The sequence below is a fragment of the Gordonia sp. YC-XJ4 genome (assembly GCF_059511865.1).
This window is the reverse complement of record NZ_CM183447.1, coordinates 5,098,342-5,120,693: the sequence shown is the minus strand read 5'-3', so window position 1 is coordinate 5,120,693 and position 22,352 is coordinate 5,098,342. Positions and strand designations below refer to the sequence as shown.

Annotated in this window: 22 protein-coding genes; 16 read left to right on the top strand and 6 right to left on the bottom strand. The window is 66.4% G+C overall.

Translation table 11 applies throughout. From position 1 onward, the window contains the following. Window positions 1-259: 259 nt before the first annotated feature. Window positions 260-1,366 (top strand): IS110 family RNA-guided transposase, encoded by a 1,107-nt coding sequence (locus AC5ZH6_RS22755; protein WP_464394480.1) that lies wholly within the window; start codon window positions 260-262, stop codon window positions 1,364-1,366. Between the two features lie 282 nt (window positions 1,367-1,648). Here AC5ZH6_RS22755 and AC5ZH6_RS22750 read toward each other — a convergent pair whose 3' ends face one another. Genes AC5ZH6_RS22750 through AC5ZH6_RS22740 form a run of 3 tightly spaced genes read right to left on the bottom strand, consistent with a single transcriptional unit; the run spans window position 1,649 to window position 5,602 of the window. Further along, window positions 1,649-3,184 carry an AMP-binding protein gene (locus AC5ZH6_RS22750; RefSeq protein WP_288338090.1) on the bottom strand — a complete coding sequence of 512 codons (1,536 nt, stop codon included), beginning with the start codon at window positions 3,182-3,184 and terminating at the stop codon, window positions 1,649-1,651. A gap of 16 nt (window positions 3,185-3,200) precedes the next feature. Continuing rightward, complete coding sequence (locus AC5ZH6_RS22745; protein ID WP_020170024.1) at window positions 3,201-4,349, bottom strand: acyl-CoA dehydrogenase family protein; 1,149 nt, start codon at window positions 4,347-4,349, stop codon at window positions 3,201-3,203. A gap of 35 nt (window positions 4,350-4,384) precedes the next feature. After that, a complete protein-coding gene (locus tag AC5ZH6_RS22740; RefSeq protein ID WP_020170025.1) occupies window positions 4,385-5,602 on the bottom strand; it encodes an acyl-CoA dehydrogenase family protein in 1,218 nt (405 codons plus the stop codon). 113 nt (window positions 5,603-5,715) lie between these two features. Between AC5ZH6_RS22740 and AC5ZH6_RS22735 the strand changes: the two genes are divergently transcribed. The 13 genes from AC5ZH6_RS22735 (at window position 5,716) to AC5ZH6_RS22675 (ending at window position 18,104) form a co-directional block, all read left to right on the top strand. Continuing rightward, window positions 5,716-5,907: a ferredoxin gene (locus AC5ZH6_RS22735; protein ID WP_006371993.1), complete on the top strand. Its 192-nt coding sequence runs from the start codon at window positions 5,716-5,718 to the stop codon at window positions 5,905-5,907. A 99-nt stretch (window positions 5,908-6,006) separates the two neighbouring features. Beyond that, window positions 6,007-6,900: a 3-oxoacyl-ACP reductase gene (locus AC5ZH6_RS22730; protein WP_006371994.1), complete on the top strand. Its 894-nt coding sequence runs from the start codon at window positions 6,007-6,009 to the stop codon at window positions 6,898-6,900. 82 nt (window positions 6,901-6,982) lie between these two features. Next, window positions 6,983-7,747 carry an MlaE family ABC transporter permease gene (locus AC5ZH6_RS22725; protein ID WP_006371995.1) on the top strand — a complete coding sequence of 255 codons (765 nt, stop codon included), beginning with the start codon at window positions 6,983-6,985 and terminating at the stop codon, window positions 7,745-7,747. A gap of 4 nt (window positions 7,748-7,751) precedes the next feature. Continuing rightward, complete coding sequence (locus AC5ZH6_RS22720) at window positions 7,752-8,603, top strand: MlaE family ABC transporter permease (protein ID WP_006371996.1); 852 nt, start codon at window positions 7,752-7,754, stop codon at window positions 8,601-8,603. Between the two features lie 3 nt (window positions 8,604-8,606). Beyond that, the gene (locus AC5ZH6_RS22715) at window positions 8,607-9,788 is read left to right on the top strand and encodes an MCE family protein (RefSeq protein WP_006371997.1); all 1,182 of its coding nucleotides are present in this window, start codon (window positions 8,607-8,609) and stop codon (window positions 9,786-9,788) included. Then, window positions 9,781-10,842: an MCE family protein gene (locus tag AC5ZH6_RS22710; protein ID WP_006371998.1), complete on the top strand. Its 1,062-nt coding sequence runs from the start codon at window positions 9,781-9,783 to the stop codon at window positions 10,840-10,842. The genes AC5ZH6_RS22715 and AC5ZH6_RS22710 overlap by 8 nt, the downstream gene beginning before the upstream one ends. Next, complete coding sequence (locus tag AC5ZH6_RS22705) at window positions 10,839-12,086, top strand: MCE family protein (RefSeq protein ID WP_026919858.1); 1,248 nt, start codon at window positions 10,839-10,841, stop codon at window positions 12,084-12,086. Before AC5ZH6_RS22710 ends, AC5ZH6_RS22705 begins: the two co-directional genes overlap by 4 nt. Window position 12,087: 1 nt before the next feature. Then, a complete protein-coding gene (locus AC5ZH6_RS22700) occupies window positions 12,088-13,359 on the top strand; it encodes an MCE family protein (RefSeq protein WP_211543669.1) in 1,272 nt (423 codons plus the stop codon). Then, window positions 13,359-14,618: an MCE family protein gene (locus AC5ZH6_RS22695; protein ID WP_496167852.1), complete on the top strand. Its 1,260-nt coding sequence runs from the start codon at window positions 13,359-13,361 to the stop codon at window positions 14,616-14,618. The genes AC5ZH6_RS22700 and AC5ZH6_RS22695 overlap by 1 nt, the downstream gene beginning before the upstream one ends. Then, entirely contained in the window at window positions 14,618-16,048 is a 1,431-nt protein-coding gene (locus AC5ZH6_RS22690) for an MCE family protein (RefSeq protein ID WP_014361496.1), read from the top strand. The genes AC5ZH6_RS22695 and AC5ZH6_RS22690 overlap by 1 nt, the downstream gene beginning before the upstream one ends. Further along, window positions 16,045-16,884 (top strand): Rv1363c family protein, encoded by an 840-nt coding sequence (locus AC5ZH6_RS22685; RefSeq protein ID WP_288338092.1) that lies wholly within the window; start codon window positions 16,045-16,047, stop codon window positions 16,882-16,884. Before AC5ZH6_RS22690 ends, AC5ZH6_RS22685 begins: the two co-directional genes overlap by 4 nt. After that, a complete protein-coding gene (locus AC5ZH6_RS22680) occupies window positions 16,884-17,531 on the top strand; it encodes a hypothetical protein (protein ID WP_210739115.1) in 648 nt (215 codons plus the stop codon). Before AC5ZH6_RS22685 ends, AC5ZH6_RS22680 begins: the two co-directional genes overlap by 1 nt. Window positions 17,532-17,549: 18 nt before the next feature. Further along, complete coding sequence (locus AC5ZH6_RS22675) at window positions 17,550-18,104, top strand: hypothetical protein (protein WP_020170030.1); 555 nt, start codon at window positions 17,550-17,552, stop codon at window positions 18,102-18,104. Between the two features lie 30 nt (window positions 18,105-18,134). On the opposite strand, the gene AC5ZH6_RS22670 is transcribed toward AC5ZH6_RS22675, so the two are convergent. The 3 genes from AC5ZH6_RS22670 to mhuD form a co-directional block, all read right to left on the bottom strand. After that, on the bottom strand, window positions 18,135-19,619 hold the full coding sequence (locus AC5ZH6_RS22670; protein WP_211543670.1) for an aldehyde dehydrogenase: 1,485 nt from the start codon (window positions 19,617-19,619) through the stop codon (window positions 18,135-18,137). A gap of 137 nt (window positions 19,620-19,756) precedes the next feature. Next, window positions 19,757-20,398, bottom strand: coding sequence for an LON peptidase substrate-binding domain-containing protein (locus AC5ZH6_RS22665; protein ID WP_006372007.1), 642 nt, complete (start codon window positions 20,396-20,398; stop codon window positions 19,757-19,759). A 50-nt stretch (window positions 20,399-20,448) separates the two neighbouring features. After that, window positions 20,449-20,757, bottom strand: a complete 309-nt coding sequence (mhuD, locus tag AC5ZH6_RS22660) for a mycobilin-forming heme oxygenase MhuD (protein ID WP_006372008.1) — start codon at window positions 20,755-20,757, stop codon at window positions 20,449-20,451. Window positions 20,758-20,860: 103 nt separating this feature from the next. Here mhuD and AC5ZH6_RS22655 point away from each other — a divergent pair, with 103 nt between their 5' ends. Together AC5ZH6_RS22655 and AC5ZH6_RS22650 are read left to right on the top strand one after the other, a co-directional pair. Further along, window positions 20,861-21,673 (top strand): alpha/beta fold hydrolase, encoded by an 813-nt coding sequence (locus AC5ZH6_RS22655; protein WP_006372009.1) that lies wholly within the window; start codon window positions 20,861-20,863, stop codon window positions 21,671-21,673. A gap of 64 nt (window positions 21,674-21,737) precedes the next feature. Continuing rightward, the gene (locus tag AC5ZH6_RS22650) at window positions 21,738-22,298 is read left to right on the top strand and encodes an AAA family ATPase (protein ID WP_006372010.1); all 561 of its coding nucleotides are present in this window, start codon (window positions 21,738-21,740) and stop codon (window positions 22,296-22,298) included. Window positions 22,299-22,352: the final 54 nt, after the last annotated feature.

Sequence of the window (22,352 nt, the reverse complement as noted above, 5' to 3'; positions counted from 1 at the left end):
GAGAATTAGGGGTGCAGCCGTATTAGGTTGTGGGTGATGGACCGGGGTGTGGCCCTCCTCGAGACTGACTTCGTGTCCTGAACGGGACTTGTCCGCTCTGGTTCATCGGCCCCGGCCCGGGTGTGCGGGTTGCTTGATAGGAGCTTGACCTGATGACGTAGCCGCGTCATCTGTGTCCCGTCAATAGTCGTGCCTGCCGCTCTCCCGGGCCGGAACCACTGTTGGTTCCCTACTGGAATGGAGAGAACACGTGACTAGTGTGACGGATTTGCGGGAGCTGGTCGAGGTGGTGATCGGCGTTGACACTCATGTGCATGAGCATGCTGCTGCGGCGGTGGATGCGCGTACGGGTGCGGTGTTGGGTCAGGTGCGGGTGAGCGCGGATGTTCATGGGTTCGCGCGGTTGGTGGTGTTTGCCGATAGGTATTCTCCGGCGCGGTTTTGGGCGGTGGAGGGGACCTCGTCGCACGGGGCGGGGTTGTGTCGGTATTTGCTGGGTGATGATTTGGTGGAGAACGTGATTGAGCTTGATCGGCCGGAGCGGATGAAGCGTCGTCATGGTGCTAAGAGTGATGAGATTGATGCGGTGCGGGCGGCGCGGGAGGCGTTGGCGCGCCCGCAGTTGGGGGTGCCGCGTAGTGGGGCGCGGCGGGATCGGCTGGCGGCGTTGTTGGCGGTGCGGGCGTCGGCGGTGCAGGGTGCTGCTGATGGGGCTCGGCAGTTGTTTGGGTTGACGGTGTCGGCGCCGCAGGTGTTGCGGGATCGGGTGCGGGTCGAGTCGTCGACGGCGGCGATGGTTGATCGGGCGGCGGTGTTGCGGATCAGTAAGTCCTGGGATGCGGATACGGCGGCGATGGCGCGGGTGTTGCGCAGGTTGGCCAAGCGGGTCAAGTCGTTGGAGGCCGAGGCTGCGGAGTTGGAGAAGCAGATCAAGGCGGTGGTGAAGTCGTGGAAGCCGGCGTTGTTGGATGTGCACGGGGTGGGTCCGATTGTGGCGGCGACGGTGTTGTGTGCGTGGTCGCATCCGGGTCGGATTCGTAGTCGTGGGGCGTTTGCGATGTTGGCTGGGGCTGCTCCGATCCCGGCCAGTAGTGGTGAGGTCACGCGGTATCGGCTCAACAGGTCGGGGGATCGTCGGTTGAATTGGGCGTTGCATCACATCGTGTTGGTGCGGATGCAGCATGATCCTCGGACGAAAAGGTATGTGCAGAAATGGCAGTCGGAGTCGAACGGGCGGAAGAAGAAGAGTAAGCGCGAGATTCGGCGTTGCTTGAAAACCTACGTCGCGCGCGAGCTCTACGGTCTCCTCGAATACGGCGACAACACTCCCTCGAACGGGGGTGAAACCCCAGCTCACGCAGCATAAATACCCGCTCTTGACAAGACATAGGAGCGTCCCCTTGTGCCGAAGGTGTTCCGGGCTACGGTGGTCCGATTCCAGCATCGGCGCAGGTGGTCTCGAGGCTCGCCGCACGCGGCTCGCACCTCGACCAGCGGGGGAAGATGCGATCGAAGGACGTTCGGCCTTCCCGTCCCGTGGCCCGTCTCATCCGATGCTCGTCCCACCCCGGTGGTCGAGGTGCCGAGGATCGATAGCGACGAGCCCCGAGACCTTTTGTGCCGACTGTGTTCTCGACCGTCTCGGACGTCAGGGCCGCTGATAACGGCCGTCGATGCGGACCCAGGTCGGCGGCTCGGTGGATTCCCGCAGCCGGCGCTTGAGGGTTTTGAAGGTGGCCGTCTCCGGTAGAGCGTCGACGACGCGAATCCGGTGCGGCCATTGCTTCGGCCCGAGATCGGTTTGTGCAGAGAGGAAATCGGTGAACTCAACGGGGTCGAGATCGCCGTCGGTCACCAGCACCGCCTCGATGTGGTCGCCGATCTCGACAGGGACACCGAAGACGGCGGCCTGGCCGATGCTTTGATGGCGCAACAGAATTCGCTCGATGGGTCCGGTTCCCAGGTTCTCGCCGTCGACGCGCATCCAGTCGCCGAGGCGGCTGGCGAAGTGGAGGTAACCGGCGTCGTCGACCCAGGCCAGGTCGCCGGTGTGGTAGATGCCGCCGCGCATCCGCTCGGCGGTCGCGTCCGGGTCGTTGTAATAGCCGCTGAACAGGCCTGGCCCCGAGGTGTTCACGATCTCCCCGATCTCTCCGATACGCGTCGGTGCACCGGTGTCCGGGGTGACCACCGCTACGGGAGAGCGCATGGGGCCCAGCGCATCCGGGGGAGTATCGGGGGTGCGGGTAATCGCGACGCCACCCTCGGTGGAACCGAAACCGTCGACCACCCGGCAGCCGAAACGCGCGGCGAAGCGTTCCCGATCGGCCGCCGAGGCCTCGTTGCCGTACATGATGCGCAGACTCGACGACGCATCGTCGGGCGACTCCGGGGTGGCGAGGATGTAGTTGAGCGGCTTACCGACATAGTTGGCGTAGGTGACCCCGTGACGTCTCACGTCGGCAACGAATCCGCTCGCGGAGAACTTGCGGCGCAACACCATTGACGCACCGCCGGCCAGTGCCACCGACCATCCGGCGATCATCGCATTGGAATGGAACATCGGCATCGAGAGTCCGACGACGTCGTCGGGGCCGATCCCGAACCGTTCGGCGAGCATCACCCCGGCCGCGGCGAAGGTGCGTTGGGTGCAGCGCACGGCCTTCGGGTCGCCGGTGGTGCCCGAGGTGAAGATCAGCATCAGCAACTCGTCCGGGGATGCTTCTCGGGGAATCACCGACGCCACCACGGAATCGGGCTCGGTGTAGCGGCTCACCCGGTGCACCGGGACATCGAGTGGCACATCGGCCAACAACGGTGCGGTGTGGTCGTCGACGAGCACGAACCGACAGTCGGCGCGGGCGATGTCGGCGGCGAGCGCGGCACCGCGCCGCGTGGTGTTGAGACCGACGACCACCAGGCCGTCGAGCGCGGCCGCGGCCACCAGGATGCTGAACTCCACGACGTTGTCCAGCAACACCCCGACATGGGGAGTCGCGGTGTCGCCCAACTGATCGCGCAGGCGCCGCGCGCAGGCCGCGGATCGCCGCAGGTGCTCCGCATACGACAGGAAGCCGCCCTCGTGCTCGATGCCACGGTCCTCGACATCGGTCAGCGCCGGCAACAGGGAGGTGATCGTCGCGGTCGACGACCCGAGCGCGACCGCCGTCGACGGTTCGGTCATGGACGTGGCTCGGTCATCAGGCCGGCGCCGCTGCCAGCACGTCGCCGATGGCCGCGAGCGTGATCGGTGCCGAACCGAGGGTGTATTCGTTCTGCTTGGCGCGCAGGAAATACCGGTGTACCGGATGGGTGGTGTCCAGGCCGACGCCTCCATGGACGTGGACCGCGGTGTGTGCCACCCGATGTCCGGCGTCACATGCCCAGAACTTGGCGGTCTGCACCGCGACGTGCAGTCCACCGTCGTCGTTGTCCTCGTCGGCGTCGGCGATCCGGGTGAACTGCCAAGCCGCGGCCAGGGTGGTCAGCGACAGTCCCTGGGTGTCGATGTAGCCGTCGGCGAGTCGCTGGGCGACCGCCTGGAACGACCCGATCGGCTTACCGAACTGCTCCCGCTCGACGGCATAGGCGGCGGTGAGTTCCAATGCACGGGAGAGTGTTCCGGACTGATCGGCACACACCGCCAGGGTTGCGCGGTCGACGATGTCGGCGACGGTACCCGCGCCACCATCCAACACGTGATCGTCGTCGACGACCACGCCGTCGAAATCCACGACGAAGGTCGGCGTCTTCCCGGTGGCCGGAGTGGGGGTGAGTCCGATCCCCGCGGCGTCGGCGTCGATGACCACCGCGCGAACCCCGTCCGGTGACATCGCGTTGACCACGATCGCCGTGGCGGCACCGGCATAGGCGACGTTGACCTTGGATCCGGTCAGGGCCCAACCGTGTTCGGTGCGGCTCAGCAGGGTCTGCGGATGATCGGAGCCGGTTCCGAGGTCCTCCTCGAGGGCGACGGTGAGCACGGCCGTGCCGGTCGCGGCGTCGCCGACGAGGCGCCCCCGAAGGGCCACCGAACCGTGTGTGGCGATCGCGGGAAGTGCGGCGATGGCGTGCACTCCGTACGGCACCCGAGCGAGCCCGCGGCCCAATTGCTCGGCGACGGTGATCGATTCGAGGATCGACTGGCCGGCACCGGCGTCGCCCGCGACCTCCGGCCCCACCTCGAGGCCGAGGAGTCCGGCCGCACCGAGTTCGCGCCACAGCACATCGTCGAGTGCGGCGTCGTCGGCCTCGAGCCGCGCCACGCGGTCGTCGGTGCTCACCTTCTCGGTGATGTCACGGGCGAGTCCGCGCAGGTCCTCGGTCACTTCGGGGAGTGTGAAATCCATTGTGTTGCTCTCGCTTCAATGTGGGTGGGCGGCGATCAGCGTCGCTGATGGGGCAGGCCGAGGGCGGTCATCGCGATGATGTCGCGCTGGACCTCGTTGGTACCGCCACCGAAGGTGAGGATCAGCGAGGTGCGCTGGAAGCGTTCGAGACGACCCAGGAGATGTGCTCGCGGGCTGCCCGCCCGAATGGTTGCGGCGGGACCGACGACCTCCATCAGTAATCGGTAGGCCTCGGTGGCGAATTCGGTACCGAAGACCTTGGTGGCCGAGGCATCGGCGGGGCTCGGCGCGCCACCGGAGCTGGCCGCGGAGGCGATCTTCCAGTTGAGCAGCTTGAGGAACTCGACCTTGGCGTGCACCCGCGCCAGGTTCTGACGAACCCATTCGGTGTCGACGAGGCGTTGTCCGTCACCGGTTTTCGTCTGCTGCGCCCAGGCCAGCGTCTCCCGCAGCGCGGTCTGGATCGGGGCGGCACTGCACAGTGCCACCCGTTCGTTGTTGAGCTGATTGGTGACCAGCGACCACCCCCGGCCCTCTTCACCGACCCGCGAACTGACCGGCACCCGGACGTCGGAGTAGTAGGTGGCGCTGGTGTCGACACCGGCCATGGTGTGCACCGGGGTGTAGGAGAACCCATCGGCGTCGGCGGGCACGATCAGCACCGAGATGCCGTGGTGGCGTTTGAGTCCACGGGCTCGCCCCTCGTCGGTGAGGGTCGCCGGGTCGGTGCGGCATGCGAGCCAGATGTAGTCGGCGTAGGCGATCAACGACGTCCACATCTTCTGCCCATTGATGACGTAGTCGTCACCGTCGCGCACTGCGGTGGTCCGCAGCCCGGCGAGGTCGGTGCCGGCACCGGGCTCGGAATAGCCGATGGAGAAATGCAATTCGCCCGCGGCGATGCGCGGCAGGAAGAATGCCTTCTGCTCGTCGGTGCCGTAGTGCATGATCGTCGGTGCCACCGAGTTGATCGTCAGGAAGGGTACCGGCGCGCCGGCGATCGCTGCCTCGTCGGTGAAGATCAGCTGATCCATCATCGAGCGGTTCTGGCCGCCGAACTCGGTCGGCCACCCCAGTGCCAGCCAGCCGTCGGCACCCATCTGACGTACCACGTCGCGGTAGGCGTCGCCCTCGCCGAGTTCACCATCGCCGCCGGTGAGTGCCGCCCGCCGGTCCTCGGTCATCAGATCGGTGAAGTAGGCGCGCAACTCGCGCCGCAGCGCCGATTGCTCGTCGGTGTAGGCAATGCGCATGGGTGGGCTCCGTCGTGGATCGATCGGTGGGGGACTCGCCAATATCTGAAACACGTTCTAACCTGTTTGGCACAGCCCGTCAACCAGCGGGCACGCTGAGGAGGAGCGAGTCGATGCATATCAAGGCAGATTTCGACCTGTGCGAATCGAACGCGATCTGTGTCGGGATGGCACCCGACATCTTCGATCTCGATGACGACGACTACCTGGTCATTCTGAAAGACGAGGTACCCGAGGGTCGCGAGGAGGAACTGCGTCAGGTCGTCGCCAACTGCCCCAAGTCGGCGCTGTCGATCGAGGAGTGAATTTCGCCGAAACCGCCCCGGCTTGACGCCCCGACCGGTTAGCGTGTTAGAACAGGTTCTAGTTTTCGTTCACACCGCGTTCGGCTGGAGGGGTTGGCAGTGGCTGCTGGATCGTTGGAGGGGCGCGTCGCGGTGGTCACCGGCGCGGGTGCCGGATTGGGTCGCGCCGAGGCTCTCGGGCTCGCCGGACACGGTGCGACGGTCATCGTCAACGACCTCGCGAACGCGCTCGACGCGAGCGATGTGATCGACGAGATCACCGCGTCCGGGGGCACCGCGGTACCGGTGCCCGGTGACATCTCGGACTCGGCCACCGCCGCCGAGATCATGCGCACGGCAACCGCCGAGCTCGGCGGCCTGCACATCGTGGTGAACAATGCCGGGGTCGTTCGCGACAAGATGCTCTTCAACCTCACCGATGACGACTGGGATCTGGTCATCCGGGTCCATTTGCGCGGCCACTTCTTGCTCACCCGCAACGCCGCCGCCCACTGGCGAGCCGAATCCAAGGCCGCCGGCGGTCCCGTCTACGGGCGCATCGTCAACACCTCCAGCGAGGCCGGATTGCTCGGACCGGAGGGCCAGGCGAACTACGGCGCGGCCAAGGCCGGCATCACCGCGCTGACCATGTCGGCGTCACGGGCGTTGGGCCGCTACGGGGTTCGCGCCAATGCGATCTGCCCGCGGGCGCGCACCGCGATGACCGCGGGGGTCTTCGGTGACGCACCCGGCGACGGTGTCGATCCGCTCTCGCCCGATCACGTCGTCCGGCTCGTCACCTACCTCGCCGGCCCGGACGCCGATTCGGTCACGGGGCAGGTATTCGTCGTGTACGGTCCCCGAGTCATGGTGATGGCCGCGCCCACTGTGGATGAGGTCTTCACCGCGGAGGGGGATGCATGGGACGACGGGGATCTCGCCAAGACGCTGAGCAGCTATTTCGCCGACCGCGACCCGCGTCGGACGTTCTCGGCCCGCGACCTGATGTCCTGACCGGTTGTTGTGGGTCAAGTGTCCTAGTATTGACCGAACCCAGTGATATGTTGCGCGTGAGTTCCAAGGCTTGAGGAGTGCTGTGCTGAGCAGGCTGGCGGGACCCCTCGATGGGGTGGGCGACTTCGTCGCACTCGGGGTCGACTCGGTCCGGGAACTGTTCCGCCGGCCATTCCAATGGCGGGAAACGGTCGAACAGTCCTGGGCCATCGCCCGTGTGTCGATGGTGCCGACGCTGCTCGTCGCGATCCCCTTCACCGTGCTGGTGAGCTTCACCCTCAACATCCTGCTGCGCGAGATCGGTGCCCAGGATCTCTCCGGCGCGGGCGCCGCCTTGGGCACGATCACCCAGATCGGCCCCATCGTCACGGTGCTCATCGTCGCCGGTGCCGGGGCGACGGCGATCTGCGCCGACCTCGGTGCCCGCACCATCCGCGAGGAGATCGACGCGATGAAGGTGCTCGGCATCAACCCGGTGCACCGCCTCGTCGTGCCCCGCATCATCGCCTCGACCGGTGTCGCCATCCTGCTCAACAGCCTGGTGTGCACCATCGGCATCGGCGGCGGGTTCGTCTTCTCGGTGTACCTGCAGGACGTCAATCCCGGTGCGTTCATCGCGAATCTGACGCTGCTCACCGGATTCGGCGAGCTGATGATCTCGATGGTCAAGGCGGCGCTGTTCGGCCTGTTCGCCGGCATGGTCGGGTGTTATCAGGGACTCAACGTCAAGGGCGGCGCGAAAGGTGTCGGCGACGCGGTCAACGAGACCGTCGTCTACTCCTTCATGGCGCTGTTCGTGGTGAACGTCGTGGTCACCGCGGTCGGGCTGAAGGCGACGGCGGGGTAGAGCGATGGTACTTCCGTTCACCACCCGGCTGCGCACCGCGCGCGTTGCGGTCAAGCGCGCAGGCGAGGACTGGAACCAGATCGGCGATCAGGCGCTGTTCTACTGGGACAGCGTCGTGTCGATCCCGCGTGCGGTCCGCCTCTACAAGAAGGAGACGCTGCGGCTGATCGCCGAGATCTCCATGGGTACGGGCGCTCTCGCGATGATCGGCGGCACCGTCGTGGTCGTCGGCTTCCTCACCCTGTTCACCGGCGGCACCATCGCCGTGCAGGGCTACAGCTCGCTGGCCAACATCGGTGTCGAGGCGCTCACCGGCTTCTTCTCCGCGTTCATCAATGTGCGCATCGCGGTCCCGGTGATCTCCGGCATCGCCCTGGCCGCGACGATCGGGGCCGGTGCCACAGCACAATTGGGCGCGATGCGGGTCAGTGAGGAGATCGACGCCCTCGAGACCATGGCCATCGCCTCGATCCCGTATCTGGTGAGCACCCGCATCGTCGCCGGGATGATCGCGATCATCCCGCTGTACTCGCTGGCCTCGTTGGCCTCCTTCCTCGCCAGCCGGTTTGCGACGGTGTTCATCTACGGACAGTCACCCGGCGTCTACGACCACTACTTCGACACCTTCCTCATCCCGTCGGACATCCTGTGGTCGTTCGTGCAGGCCATCTGCATGGCGATCGCGGTCATGCTCATCCACACCTACTACGGCTACAACGCGACCGGCGGTCCCGTCGGCGTGGGCGTGGCGGTCGGCAACGCGGTGCGCGCGTCGCTGGTCGTGGTCGTCGTCATCACCCTGCTCACCTCGTTGGCCATCTACGGGTCCGACGGCAAGTTCAATCTGGCGGGCTGAGGGATGGCGAGTCGACAGGGACGCAGTAACTGGGTACGCAAGCTGGCCGCGGTCATCATGGTGGGCGGGCTGATCGCGATCATCGCCGCCGCATCCGGGTCGTTCCTCGGTTGGTTCGCCTCCACCGAGCGGGTGACCCTGCAGGCGCCGCGTGCCGGCCTGGTTATGAGTCCCGACGCCAAGGTGCGCCTACGCGGGGTGCAGGTGGGCACGGTCAAATCGATCACCGAGACCGGTGACCACGCGGTGCTCGCCCTCGACATCAACTCCGATCAGATGTCGCAGATCCCCGGCAACGTGACCGCACAGATCAAGTCCAACACCGTGTTCGGGGCCAAGTCGGTGTACTTCGAGGTGCCGACGACGGGACCGAGTGGACAATTGCAGCCCGGCCAGAACATCGACGCCCAACACGTCGTCGTCGAACTCAACACCGTCTATCAGCAGTTGGTCGCGGTACTCGCCGACATCCAGCCCGACAAACTCAACGCCACCGTCGGCGCGGTCAACACGGCATTGTCCGGCCGTGGCGCCGACATCGGCAATTCGCTGGGCACGCTGTCGGGGCTGCTCGGCAAGACCAATCCGCATCTGCCCGAACTCGACGAGCTGATCCGCCAGACGGCCACGGTGACCAATGTCTACGGCGATGTGATGGGTGATCTCATGCGCACCATCGACAACGCGGTGTACACGGGGAACACGTTGCGCGACAACGCCTCCAACTTCGATGCGCTGTTGATCAACGTGACCGGCATGGCCAACACGATCAACAACGACGTCCTGGCCCCGTCGAAGGCCGACCTGATGGCGACGCTGTCCCAATTCGACCCGGTGTCACAGCTTCTTGGATACCAGTCACCGGGTATCTCGTGCTTCCTGCGCACCACGGCGATCGGTGCCGACATGGCCAAGCCCTACGAGGGCGGCGAGAACGGCATGTTGAAGCTCTACGCCGGATTGCTGCCGGGCAAGGAGCCCTACACCTATCCGAACAGTCTGCCGCGGGTCGACGCCCAGGGCTCTCCGACCTGCGCGGGCGGGCTGAGCAATCCCAACACGACCGAGCACTCGAAGTTCTACGTGACCGACAACGCGCCGGTGCCCTACCAGCCGCGGATGACGCCGAAGGTCAACCGGGAGAAGCTCTTCCAGCTCTTGTTCGGGGAGCCCGACCTTGGATAACCGCGCACGCGCGTTCCGCGCGACCGTCATCAAACTCGGCGCCTTCGCCATCGTGATGGTGCTGGTGTTCATCGGACTCGTCGTCGTGTTCAGCAACTACCGGTCCGGCAGCTCCGACGACTACCGGGCGCTGTTCACCAGCGCCTCGCAGATCAAGTCGGGCAGCAAGGTCAAGATCGCCGGCGTCGAGGTGGGCTCGGTCGACAACGTCTCGTTGACCCCTGACAACGAGGCGCTGGTGAAGTTCTCCGTCGACGACCAGTACAAGCTGCCCAAGTCGGTGCGCGCGCTGATCCGCTACGAAAACCTCACCGGCGACCGGTATCTCGAGTTGCAGCAGGGACCCGGCGACCCCGACGACACCCTCGCGCCATCGGATGAGATCCCGGCCTCGCAGACCGAACCCGCACTCGACCTCGACAAGCTCCTCGGCGGGTTCAAACCGTTGTTCCGCACCCTCGACGCCAACGAGGTCAACGAACTGTCGACCTCGCTGGTGGCCGTCTTCCAGGGGCAGGGTCCGGCGCTGAACAAACTGCTCGCCGACACCGCCTCGTTCACCAACGCCCTCGGTGACCGGGATCAGTTGATCGACAGCGTCATCGACAACCTGAATCAGATGCTCGGCACCCTCGACGGCGACCGCGGTGGCCTCGACACCAGCCTCGACCAGATGCAGATGCTCATCACCGGACTGTCGGCGCAGCGCGGCACCATCGGCAACTCGCTGACCCAGACCGCGCAGGTGACCGACGGACTCGCCGACCTGTTGTCGTCGACCCGCCCCGGACTCAAGTCCACCCTGACCAGCATCGGCGTCGCCTCGGACAATGTGCTTGCGGCCGAACCGTTCCTGCGGTCGCTGCTGCCGCGCCTGCCCAACGACTACAAGATGCTCTCGAATCTCGGTAGCTATGGCGCCTGGTTGCAGATCTACTTCTGCCGGATTCGCCTGCTGCTCAGTGGTCCGGACGGCAAACAGTATTTCTTCACCTCCAACGACGTCATGGGGGACACCACCAAGGCGGGGGGGAGGTGTTCGTCGCAATCATGAGTACGTCGGGAACGAGTAGGGGTCCGTTCGGGAATCTGTTCCGCAGCAATCGGTCCGGGTCGGATGAGGCCGATGTCGCCCGTGAGAACAAGCGTGGCGGGCGGACCCGCAGGCAGATCGGTCTGATCGGCATCGTGGTGACCGCGATGGTGGTCGTGGTGGCCCTGCAGATGGACAAGCTGCCGCTGATCTCGCCGATCAGCACCTACACCGCCTACTTCGACGACGCGGGCGGTCTGGTCACCGGCGACATCGTGACCGTCGCCGGGGTCGACGTGGGCACCGTGGAGGGTATCCGCCTGGCGTCGACCGACGCCGGAACCAAGGCCGCCGTCAGTTTCCGGATGAACGACACGGTCTCGATGGGTACCGACACCCAGGCCGCGATCAAGACCGAAACCGTGCTGGGCCGACGGAATCTGACGATCCTGCCGCACGGGACCGGGCGGATCGAGCCGGGTGGGGAGATCCCCAACCGCAACACCGTCGCCCCGTACTCGCTGACCGACGCCCTCGACAATGCGACCGACACCCTCTCGCAGACCAACACCGCCGAACTCAACAAGGCGCTCGACACTCTGTCGGTGACGTTCTCGGCCACCCCGGACCAGGTCCAGGGCGCCGTCGACGGTGTCGCGAAGCTGTCCAAGGCGGTCGCCGACCGCGACAACGCGCTGCGTGAGCTGCTGGCCAAGGCCTCCGGTGTCACCCAGGTCATCGGTGACCGCAGCAAGCAGCTCAACCAACTGCTCCTCGACGCCAACATGTTGCTCGGCGAGCTGCAGTTCCGGCGTGCGGCGATCGCCCAGCTCATCAGCGGCACACGCGATGTCGCCGCGCAGATCAGCGGATTCATCAACGACAACAACGCCCAGCTGACGCCGGTGCTCGACAAGTTCAACAAGGTGCTCGACATCCTCAACGACAACGAGAACAACCTCAAGGAGACCGTCGACCGGCTCGGCCCGTTCGCCAACGCCCTCGGCGAATCGGTCGCCAACGGACCCAACTTCGACTCGCTGGTCGGCGTCAGCACCTTCGGTGACTACACCGCCACGTTCATGAAGGTGCTGCAGCAGAAGTACCCCGAAGTCGCGCAAGCCTTCTCGTATTCGGGATTCCCGTTGCTGCCCAACGCGTGGAGCCAGGCACCGGGCGCCAACCCCCCGCCCCGCACGCCGGTGCCCTCGCCGACGATTCCCACCCCGCCGCCCTCGACCCCGACGACCAGGCCAGGTGGTTGAGATGACCGGACGTCTCGGAATCGGCAAGCGCGCATGGCAGATCATCGCGTTGCTGGTGCTGCTCGTACTGCTCGTGGTGGCCGGGTACATCGGCTACAACCGGGTCACCAACACCCGGCTGACCGCCTACTTCGCCACGACCACCGGCCTCTACAACGGCGACCCGGTGCGGGTGCTCGGCGTCAACGTCGGTCACGTCACCTCGATCACCCCGCGCAGCGGTGACGTCAAGGTCGAGATGGATGTCGATCGCAGCGTCAAGATCCCCGCCGACGCACGTGCGGTCGTCGTCGCCCAGAGCCTGGTGTCGGGCCGCTTCATCCAGCTGACCCCGGTGTACTCGTCGGGCCCGCAGATGACCGACGGCACCGACATCCCGATGGAGCGGACCGCCGTCCCGATGGAGTGGGATCAGGTCAAACAGCAACTGCAGCGACTGACCGATGCGGTCGGCCCCAACGGCGCCGACCCGGGTGCCGCGGCGCGCGCCATCGACGTCGGCGCGCAAAACCTCGACGGCGCAGGGCAATCCATCAACAGCTCGATCACCCAGCTCTCCGACGTGATGGGAACGTTGGCGTCGGGGCGTGATGATCTGTTCACCACCATCCGCAACCTGCAGAAGCTGACCGATGCGCTCTCGTCGAGCCACGAGCAGATGGTGCAGTTCAACGGACGTATCGCATCGGTGACGAGCGTGCTCGCCGACAACACCGATCAACTCAACGGCGCTCTGCACAATCTGGATTCGGCGATGACCGACGTCCAGAACTTCATCAACACCAACCAGAACTCGTTGACCGGCGCGGTGTCGCGGCTGGCGCAGACCACCGGCATCCTGGCCGCCAAGGACGAACAGATGCGTGGGCTGCTGCATTCGGCGCCCAACCAGCTCGCCAACTTCTACAACATCTACAACCCGCTGACCGGATCGTTGTCCGGGGTGTTCGGACTCGGTATGGGCAACAACCTGATCACGCTGCTGTGCGGCACGATGGAGGCCAACAACCGGCCCGGCCAGAGCCAGGTCGACATCGACAAGTGCGTCGACACCCTGGCACCCGTACTGCAGTCCATCGTCGTCGCCTACCCACCGTTCATGTCCAACCCGGTCAACGGCATCAACGCGACACCCGGCCAGGTGACCTACCAGAACGCCGACGTGGCCGCGCGCTCCCAGCAGGGCATCCGAAACCAGGACGCGGCGACCCGGCGCGCCGACGGTGGCGGGCCGCTCGCCGACCTGCTCGTCCCGTGGGGCGGTGCGGGCTGATGCGCCGACTGCGGTGGCGTGACCTACGCCTGACCCTGCTCGTCGCCACGGTGACGGTGCTGGCCACGGCGTGCGGCTTCAACGGCGTCAACAGCCTGCCGGTACCCGGCGCGCAGGGCACCGGCGACGGTTCGTACAAGATCAGCGCCGTCATCCCGAGCGCTGCGGGCCTGACCAACAACGCGCCCGTGCTCATCGACGACGCCACCGTCGGCAGCATCGGGTCGATCAGCGTCGCACCCGGCTGGAACGCCAAGGTCGACATCCGGCTCAACCCGGGCGTGAAGGTGGCCGACGGATCGCACGTGATGGTCGGGATGACAAGCGTGCTCGGGTCGACCCACCTCGAGATCGTGGAGCCGACGGGTACCGCCACGGGCTACATGCAGCCCGGTGATCAGATCCCGCTGCCGAAATGCCCGAAGGTCGACAACATCGCCCAGCCGACCGAAACCGCTGTCGCCGATATCAATTCGGCCCAACAGGTGGCCGGCTGCAACTATCCGACCACCGAGCAGGTCCTCAGCGCGTTGTCGGTGGTGCTCAACGGTGGTGGGCTGTCGCAGTTCGGCGACATCGTCCACGAGATGAGCCAGATCTTCGACGGCCACGACCAGCAGATCCGGGCCTTGATCCCGCAGCTGACCACGCTCGTCGGCGACCTGAACAACCAGACCGACAACATCATTCGCGCCGGCGAGGGTCTCGACCGGCTCACCGTCGCGGTCAATCAGCAGACGCCGACGCTGCAGAAGGCGTTGCGCGACGGCCCGCAGATCCTCAAGCTCCTCAACGATCAACGCCAGCAGTTCGTCAACGCGCTCGACGCGGTCGGGCGTCTGTCGTCGACGACCAACGACGTCCTCGATGCGAATTCGCAGGACATCAAGACGATCGTGGCCAACATGGCCAAGGCCTTCCAGGGTCTGGCCGCCGCCGGTCCGGCGCTGCCGGGCTCGCTGCGCCTGCTTCTCACCTTCCCGTTCCTGGAGGAGGAGATCCCGACGATGGTCAAGGGCGACTACATCAACTCCGACCTCGTCCTCGACCTCACGATCGCCAAGCTGCAACGCAGCATCCTGCGGTCGGTCGGCGTCGTCGGCCCCGAGGGCGTCACCGGCCAGCCCGCCGGCGCAGCCGGACGCGGTCTCAACCCGTTCACCTCGCCGCTGCAGCCGGGTGACGAAACTCGCTCGGAGAACGCCCCTCCCATTCCGGCCACCCAGAACACCCCGGGATCGAACGGAGGCGGCAACTGATGAAGATCACCCGTTTCGTCCGCATCCAGCTGATCATCTTCGCGATCGTCACCGTCATCGCGATCGTCGCGATGGCCCTGTTCTACGTGCGCATTCCGGCGATGTTCGGGGTCGGGCGGTATGCGGTGACCCTCCAGTTGCCCAACACCGGTGGGCTGTATGAGAACGCCAACGTGGCCTTCCGCGGCGTCAACGTCGGCAAGGTCAAGTCGGTGCGGCTCACCGAGAACGGGGTGGCGGCGACCCTGTCCATCGACAGTGGCACCAAGATCCCCACGAATTCCGCGGCGTCGGTGCACAGTGTGTCCGCGGTCGGTGAGCAGTACGTCGAATTCACCCCGCCCACCGGCGATTCCAGCTCCGACTACCTCGCCGACGGTGCGACGGTGTCGACAACCGATGTGCCGGTGGAGATCTCGTCGGTCCTCGACCAGGCGACCGCCTTGCTCAATCGTGTCGGCGACGCCAATCTGCGCTCACTCATCGACGAGGCCTTCGACGCGTTCAACGGCACCGCCGAGGACCTGCGGCGCCTGATGGACTCGATGATCCTGCTCGTCGACGACGCCGACAAGAACTCGGACGTGACCATCGATCTCGTCAAACAGGCGGGACCGTTGATGGCCACCCAGTCGGCCACCGCCGATCAGATCCGGGCGTGGACCGCCGACGCGGTCAAGGTGACAGATCAGTTGCGCGCCAACAACCCCGAGATCACCGACCTGCTTCAGAAGGGGCCCTCGGTGGCGTCGTCGGCGCAGAAGCTGTTCGCCTCGATGGACCAGTCGCTGCCCCTGTTGCTGGCCAACCTCAACACGGTGTCGAAGACGACGGCGGTGTATCTGCCGAACCTGCAACAGGTCCTGGTGATCTATCCGCGTCTGATCGACACCCTGCTGACCGCGTTGAACGCCGGCGACCCGCGGTACGGCCCGAGCGTCGAATTCTCGCTGGGTTTCCAGGATCCGCCGCCGTGCACCATCGGCTACCTGCCGCCGTCGCAGTGGCGCAGCCCCGCCGTGCAGACCGCGCGCGACCTGCCGCCGGGCATGTTGTGCCGGGTACCGCAGAACTCGCAGATCGCCGTGCGCGGCGCGCGCAACTTTCCGTGTGCGGAATTCCCCGGCCGGCGGGCCCCGACCCCCGAGGAATGCCGCACCGGGTACAAACCGATCAGCAATCGGGTGGTGCCGTTCCCCAACGGCATTCCGGGCATCCTGCCCGCGCCCGCCGGATATGTCACGCAAGGGACGCCGACCGAACAAGAGGACGGACCCGCGGTCTACGGCGCCACGTACGATCCGGAGTCGGGTGACTTCATCGGCCCCGACGGACGCACGTACAACGCCGGCACCGGCACCGACAACAATCAGCAAGGACAAGGCAGCACATGGCAGAGCCTGATCACCGGAGCGGTGGACGCCCAGTGACGCCGGCTTCGCAGGCCCGGACCCCGGTCCGGTCGGCGCCGCTGCGCCGACGTCGTACACCGACCAAGCCCGACGAGGCGCCGACGATTGACACCGCGCCGACCGACACCGCGCCGACCGACACCGCGCCGACCGACACCGCGCCGGCCGAGGCCGCGACGCCCGAGCAGCAGTCGCCGGCGGTGAACCTGACCAAACCCGAGCGCACCGGCCCGGTGGCCGACCCGGACGAGTTGGTCTCCTCCCTGAGCTATCGCGAGCGGCGTCAACGCCGGATGGCTGCCGCCCCGGGTGGCGACGATGCCGCACCGGTGACCAAGGTGTCCGCGCTGCGGGCGCGGTCGGATCGCTCGATCCTGGCGTGGGTCGCGACGGGACTCGCGGTGATCGTCATCGTCGGATGCCTCGTGGCCTCGGCGGTGTTCGCCATCGCACTCGGACGCATCGACCATCAGCGGGATCTGCGCGCGGAGTACTCGTCGTTCGCCCAGCAGATGACGGTCACGATGACCAGTCTCAATCCGGGCAACGTCGACGCCGCGATGAAGACCATGTCGGACAAGACCAGTGGCACCGCCCAGCAACGACTCAATGAGTCCATGGGGCAAGCGGTCTCGCTCATCCGGGACCAGAAACTCGACGTGCAGTCCACCGTCATCAGCGACGCCGTCACCAAGGCCGATGCGGACGAGGGCACGGTGATCGTCGTCTACGGCTGGCAGATGAAGCCGACGGATCCCAAGGAGCAGACCATCGTCCAGACCTTCCGCTGGCGGGTCGACATCACCCGGATCAACGGCGAACTGAAGATGACCGACTTCGAGTGGGTGACGTGATGCGGCTCTCGGTTGCGCAGGTCCTCGCGGGCGTTCTCGCGTTGCTGGTCGTGGCATCGGTGGCGCTCGCCGGGGTACTCGGCTACCGCTACCTCGACGCCCGATGGACCGAGCAGGCCCGGGACTCGTCGCTGGATGCGGCGAAGTCGTACGCCACCGCGATGTTCGGCTACGACCCGGGCAACGTCGAAGCCCACGTCAACAGTTCGAAGTCGGTGGTCACCGGGGCGGCGAAGTCCCAGTACGACAAGCTGATCACCAATCCCGTTCAGGGACAGAACATCGACTTCGTCGAGGGTGTGAAGAAGCAGCAGGTGGTTTCTCAGGCCGTCATCCAGGACGCCGGGGTGGTCACCAACACCCGCGACTCCTCGACGGTCCTGATCTTCATGAATCAGTCGGTCAGCCGTGGCGGCAAGGATCTGGTGCGCGTCGACCCGAGTCGGTTGACGTTCGCGATGGTCAAGCAGGACGGTCGCTGGATGATCCAGAACATCGACGTCATCACCGACGACTCGTTCCGCAGCCGGATTCAGCAGGTGTCGACCCCGCCGCCCGGAGCGGTACCGTTGCCTGGACCGAGTGATTCGTCCACCCCGGCACCCCCATCGAGCGCGCCCGCGCCATCGGTGGTGCCGACCCCGTAACCCAAGGGAGGCGACGCGATGAGCGATCACATTCTGACCGATGACCAGATCGCCGCCCTGACCTCCGAGGACCGCCGCGACCTGATCGTCCGTCTGGCCCGCCCGCTCGACGACGTGTTGCCGGATCCGGTCAAGCGCAATCGGATTCGACGTGCCCGTATCGGGCTCATGGCCGGTGGTGCGATCGGCCTGATCCCGTGGATCGTCTTCCTGGGGTTGAGCCTTCCGGTCGACTACGTCGCCCACAACTGGTCGATCACCTGGGTCGGTTTCGACGTCCTGCTCGTCGCGATGATGGCCACCACGGCCGTTCTGGCGTGGCAGCGCCGACAGATGCTGGTGCTGGCCGGCTTCGCCACCGGTGTCCTGCTGATCTGCGATGCGTGGTTCGACATCATGACCGCCGCTCCGGCGGACCGCTGGATCTCGTTGCTGACCGCGGCCTTCGGTGAACTCCCGCTGGCGGCACTGCTGATCGTCGGCACCATGCGATTGATCCGCCTGACCGGGGTGCGGCTCTGGCTCATCGAGCCGCACTCCCGGCTGTGGCATCTGCCGATGCTGTTCACCTGAGTTGCGCGCACGCAACCCGGGTGTCGCCGGCTACTGCGCGGGTTCGTACCCCATCGGCAGCATCGTCGACTTGTGCTCGACGAAGGACTCGAGTCCCTCCGGCCCGCATTCGCGACCGATACCGGAGTTCTTGTAGCCGCCGAACGGTGATCCGGGATCGATGGCGTAGAAGTTGATGCCGAAGGTTCCGGTGCGGATCCTGCCGGAGATCTCGATGCCGCGTTCGACGTCGGAGGTCCACACCGACCCGGCCAATCCGTAGTCGGAGTCGTTGGCGATCGCGATGGCCTCGTCGACGTCGTCGTAGTCGATCACCGAGAGCACCGGGCCGAAGATCTCCTCCTGGGCGATCGTCATGTCGTTGGTGACGCCGGTGAAGATGGTCGGGGTGATGAAGTGGCCGCCGTCCAGATCGGCGGGGCGGGTACTCTCCAATGCCGGTGTGGCCCCGGCCTTCTTGCCGGCCTCGATGTATCCCTCGATGCGTTGCAGTTGGCGCTCGCTGATCACCGGGCCGAGCTGGACCTCCGGATCGGTCGGCAACCCGACCTTCATCGCCTTGGCCGCCTCGACCATCGCCGAGACGATCTCGTCGTGGCGACTGCGTGGCACCAGGACGCGCGTCTGCGCGACGCATGCCTGCCCGGTGTTGAACAGCCCCAGGAACACCAACATGCCGATGTTGGCGAGGTCGACGTCGTCGAGGACGATGGCCGCGGACTTGCCGCCGAGCTCGAGGGAGCAGCGCTTGAGGCTCTGCGCGCAGGCCGCGCCGATCGCCTTGCCCGCCGCGGTCGAACCGGTGAACGTGATCTTGTCGACGTCGGGGTGATTCACCAGGGCTTCGCCGGTGGCGGTCGCGCCGGGCACCACCGAGATGACGCCCTCGGGTACGCCGGCCTCGGTGAAGATCTCCGCGAGCAGGTTGGCCGTCATCGGTGTCTCCGGTGCCGGTTTGAGCACCACCGAACAACCGGCGGCAAGCGCTGCCCCGAACTTGTTGCACACCAAGAACAATGGGACGTTCCACGCGGTGATCGCACCGACCACACCGACGGGTTCACGGGTGACCAGCGTGGTGCCGAACAGTCCGGTCCGGTACTCCTGCCACGGGTAGTTGCGCGCGGCGTCGGCGTAGGCCCGCAGCACACCCGTCCCGGGCAGCTTCTGCAGCATGTCGATGGCGCTCGGCGGGGCGCCCATCTCGGCGGAGACCACGGCGCCGATCTCGTCGAAGCGGGCATCGATCAGGTCGGCGACGCGCTCGAGGATCTCGGCACGCTCGGCGGCCGGTCGCGCCGACCACACGCCCGAGTCGAATGCGGCGCGCGCCGTGCGTACGGCGGTGTCCACATCGGTCTCGTCGGCCAGCGGTACCGATCCGACGCGTTCGCCGGTGGCAGGGGAGTAGACCTCGAGAGTCTCGGTGGAATGCGGTGCGACCCAGGTGCCTCCCAGGTACAGGCTGGTCTGGTCGCCCCCGACGCGGGTGCCGGCCTCGACGGTCTCGGTCATGACAGATGCTCCCTCGGTCCTGCGGGCACATCGCCGGACATGGCGAGGCGCGCGTGTGAAATGCCTTCACCACCGATACTAGAACACGTTCTAATTGTCCACGTTCTGATTGCCGCCGATGGTCTCGACCAACCCGCTCAGGCGCCGAAGCGGATCCGGGCTTCCATGGTCGCCACGGCCTCGTCGAACACGTGGCACCGGGTGGGATAGTCGGCGGCCTCGAGTAGTTCCTGGCGGTCGGCCGGCCCGATGGGTAGCCGCGCCGCCCAGCCGAAGACGCCGACGGTGGCCAGGTCGGCGGCGTCGAAGAGCGGGACGTCGTCGTCGAGGGGAACCCCGCGCGCGGCGAACGACTCCTCGACCAGTTGGCGCACGCGCGCGCCGATCCCGGTGAGTCGCCGCACCGACGCGTCGTCGAGCGACGGTTCGGACAGCGGTCGGATGAGGGCGCGCGGATACGGGTCGTCGGGGAGCCAGTCGACGACCCGGAACCGCCAGGTCCCGGTACACGAGATCAGGGCCTGACCGTCGGGTTCGGTCACGGCGGTGTCGATGTCGGCGAAGGTTCCGACATCGTGACGGACGTCGCCGCCACCGACCTCACGGCCGCGTGCGATCAGCACGACACCGAAACCGGACAGCGGTGGGTCGTCGGCCGTCGATCCGTCCGGCGATGCGTCACCGGTGAGACAGTCGCGCAACATCTGCCGGTACCGCGGCTCGAAGATGCGCAGCGGCAGGCTTTCTCCCGGGAGCAGTGCGGCCCCGAGCGGGAACATCGGCGCCGGGCGCGGTTGCGCGCCGGCGAAGTGTTCGGGTCCGGTGGGCGTCAGGAGCTCGGCTTGGCGTCGAGGACCACCTCGAACTCGAGGAGGTCGGCTCCGGAGGCGACCGGCTTGGCGCGCTCCCCGGCGTGCGCTTCGCGAGCCGGCCCGGCCGCCCACGCCTGGAAGTCCTCCTCGGACTCCCACTGGGTCACCACGAAATACCGGTCGTCACCCTTGACCGGGCGCAGCAACTGGAATCCGAGGAAGCCTTTCGAACCGTCGACCGCATGGGCCCGGTGGGCGAAACGCTTCTCGAGTTCGGGCCCGGCGCCCTCGGGGACGTGGATTGCATTGATCTTCACAACAGCCATGGCACAAAGCCTAGACCCCGCACCGAGTCCGAATCGCACGGCGAGCGCCGATCTTCGGGCGCATCGGACGCCGGAGGTAATCTCGTCGGTTGTGACGCGAGGTGTGGCCGGCCGGGGGCTGCTCGATCGGGGGTTGCTCGACTACGGGGGACTCGGTGCCGACGACCCGGCCCAGGGAGTGGGTCCGATCGTGCTCGTCCACGGTCTGATGGGCCGGGGCCGCACGTGGCGTCGGCAGGTGCCGTGGCTACGGCGCTACGGTCGGGTCTTCACCTTCGACGCGGCTTTCCACACCGGTGCCCCCGATGCCGTCCTCGCCGATCCGGGTCAGGTGTCGACCGAGCGGTTCGTCGCCGACCTCGCCGAGATCCTCACCTGGATCGACCTGGGACCCGCTGTGCTGGTTGGTCATTCGATGGGCGCGCTGCACTCGTGGTGTGTGGCCGCCCAATACCCGGAGTTGGTGTCGGCGCTCGTGGTGGAGGACATGGCCCCGGATTTCCGCGGCCGCACCACCGAGAACTGGACCCCGTGGTTCTCGTCCTGGCCGGAGCGGTTCGATTCACCCGCCGAGGCGGTCGCGATGTTCGGTCCGGTCGCGGGTCGCTACTTCTATGAGGCCTTTGACGACGGACGGCTGCACGGCGACCTGGATACCTGGACCGCGATCGCCGACGAGTGGGGTCGGCGGGACTTCTGGGCGCAGTGGTGGAAAGTCGGCGTACCGAGCCTGGTGATGGAGGCCCAAGCCGGCGTCACCCCGTCCGGTCAGATGCGAAAGATGGCGTTGGGCAACGACTTCGCCACGTACCTACTCGCCACCGGGGCTGGTCATCTGATCCACGACGACGCACCCGACTTCTATCGCGGGGCCGTCGAGGCGTTCCTCTCGGGTTTGTCGTCGCGGTTGCGCTGAACGGCCGACTGTATCTGGCCGTTACTTGCTGGAACGCAATATCCGGCGCGGATAGTCTCGCGTCATGGGTCGGCGCAACTATCTCATCGCCGGGGTGTCGTGCAGCGGTAAGACGTCGGTGTGTTCGGAGCTGCGCCGGCGCGGGCACCACGCCGTGAACGGCGATACGGACCTTGCCTATCAAGGAGATCCGACGACGGGCATCGCAATGACGTCGACGGGAAGGCGTGCCTCGCACTGGCACCACATCTGGAATGTCAACGCGGTTCGCGCGCTTGCAGGCGACTGCATCCGACCGGCCACATTCTTCTGCGGCGGGTCCAGGAACCTTGCTGAGTTCGTCGACCTCTTCGGCGCCGTCTTCGTCCTGCGCATCGATCTCGTCACCTTGCGTCGAAGGCTCGACCAGCGGCCCGAGAGTGAATTCGGCGGAATACGGCACGAGCGTGACCTCATCGTGCGCATCCATCAGGGCGACGACGCCGTCCCCACTGATCCCGTCCCGGCCGATGCCATCGATATCGACGCCACCGTCCCGATCGGCGACGTGGTCGACGAGATCCTGCGGCAGCTGGGGGAGTCCGCACCGAAGGTCCTGATGCGCCGACGCCCGCCGCCACCGTGAGGTGACGACGGGCGTCGGCGTTATCTGAGAGGGCGGTGCTGAGAGGGACTTTCG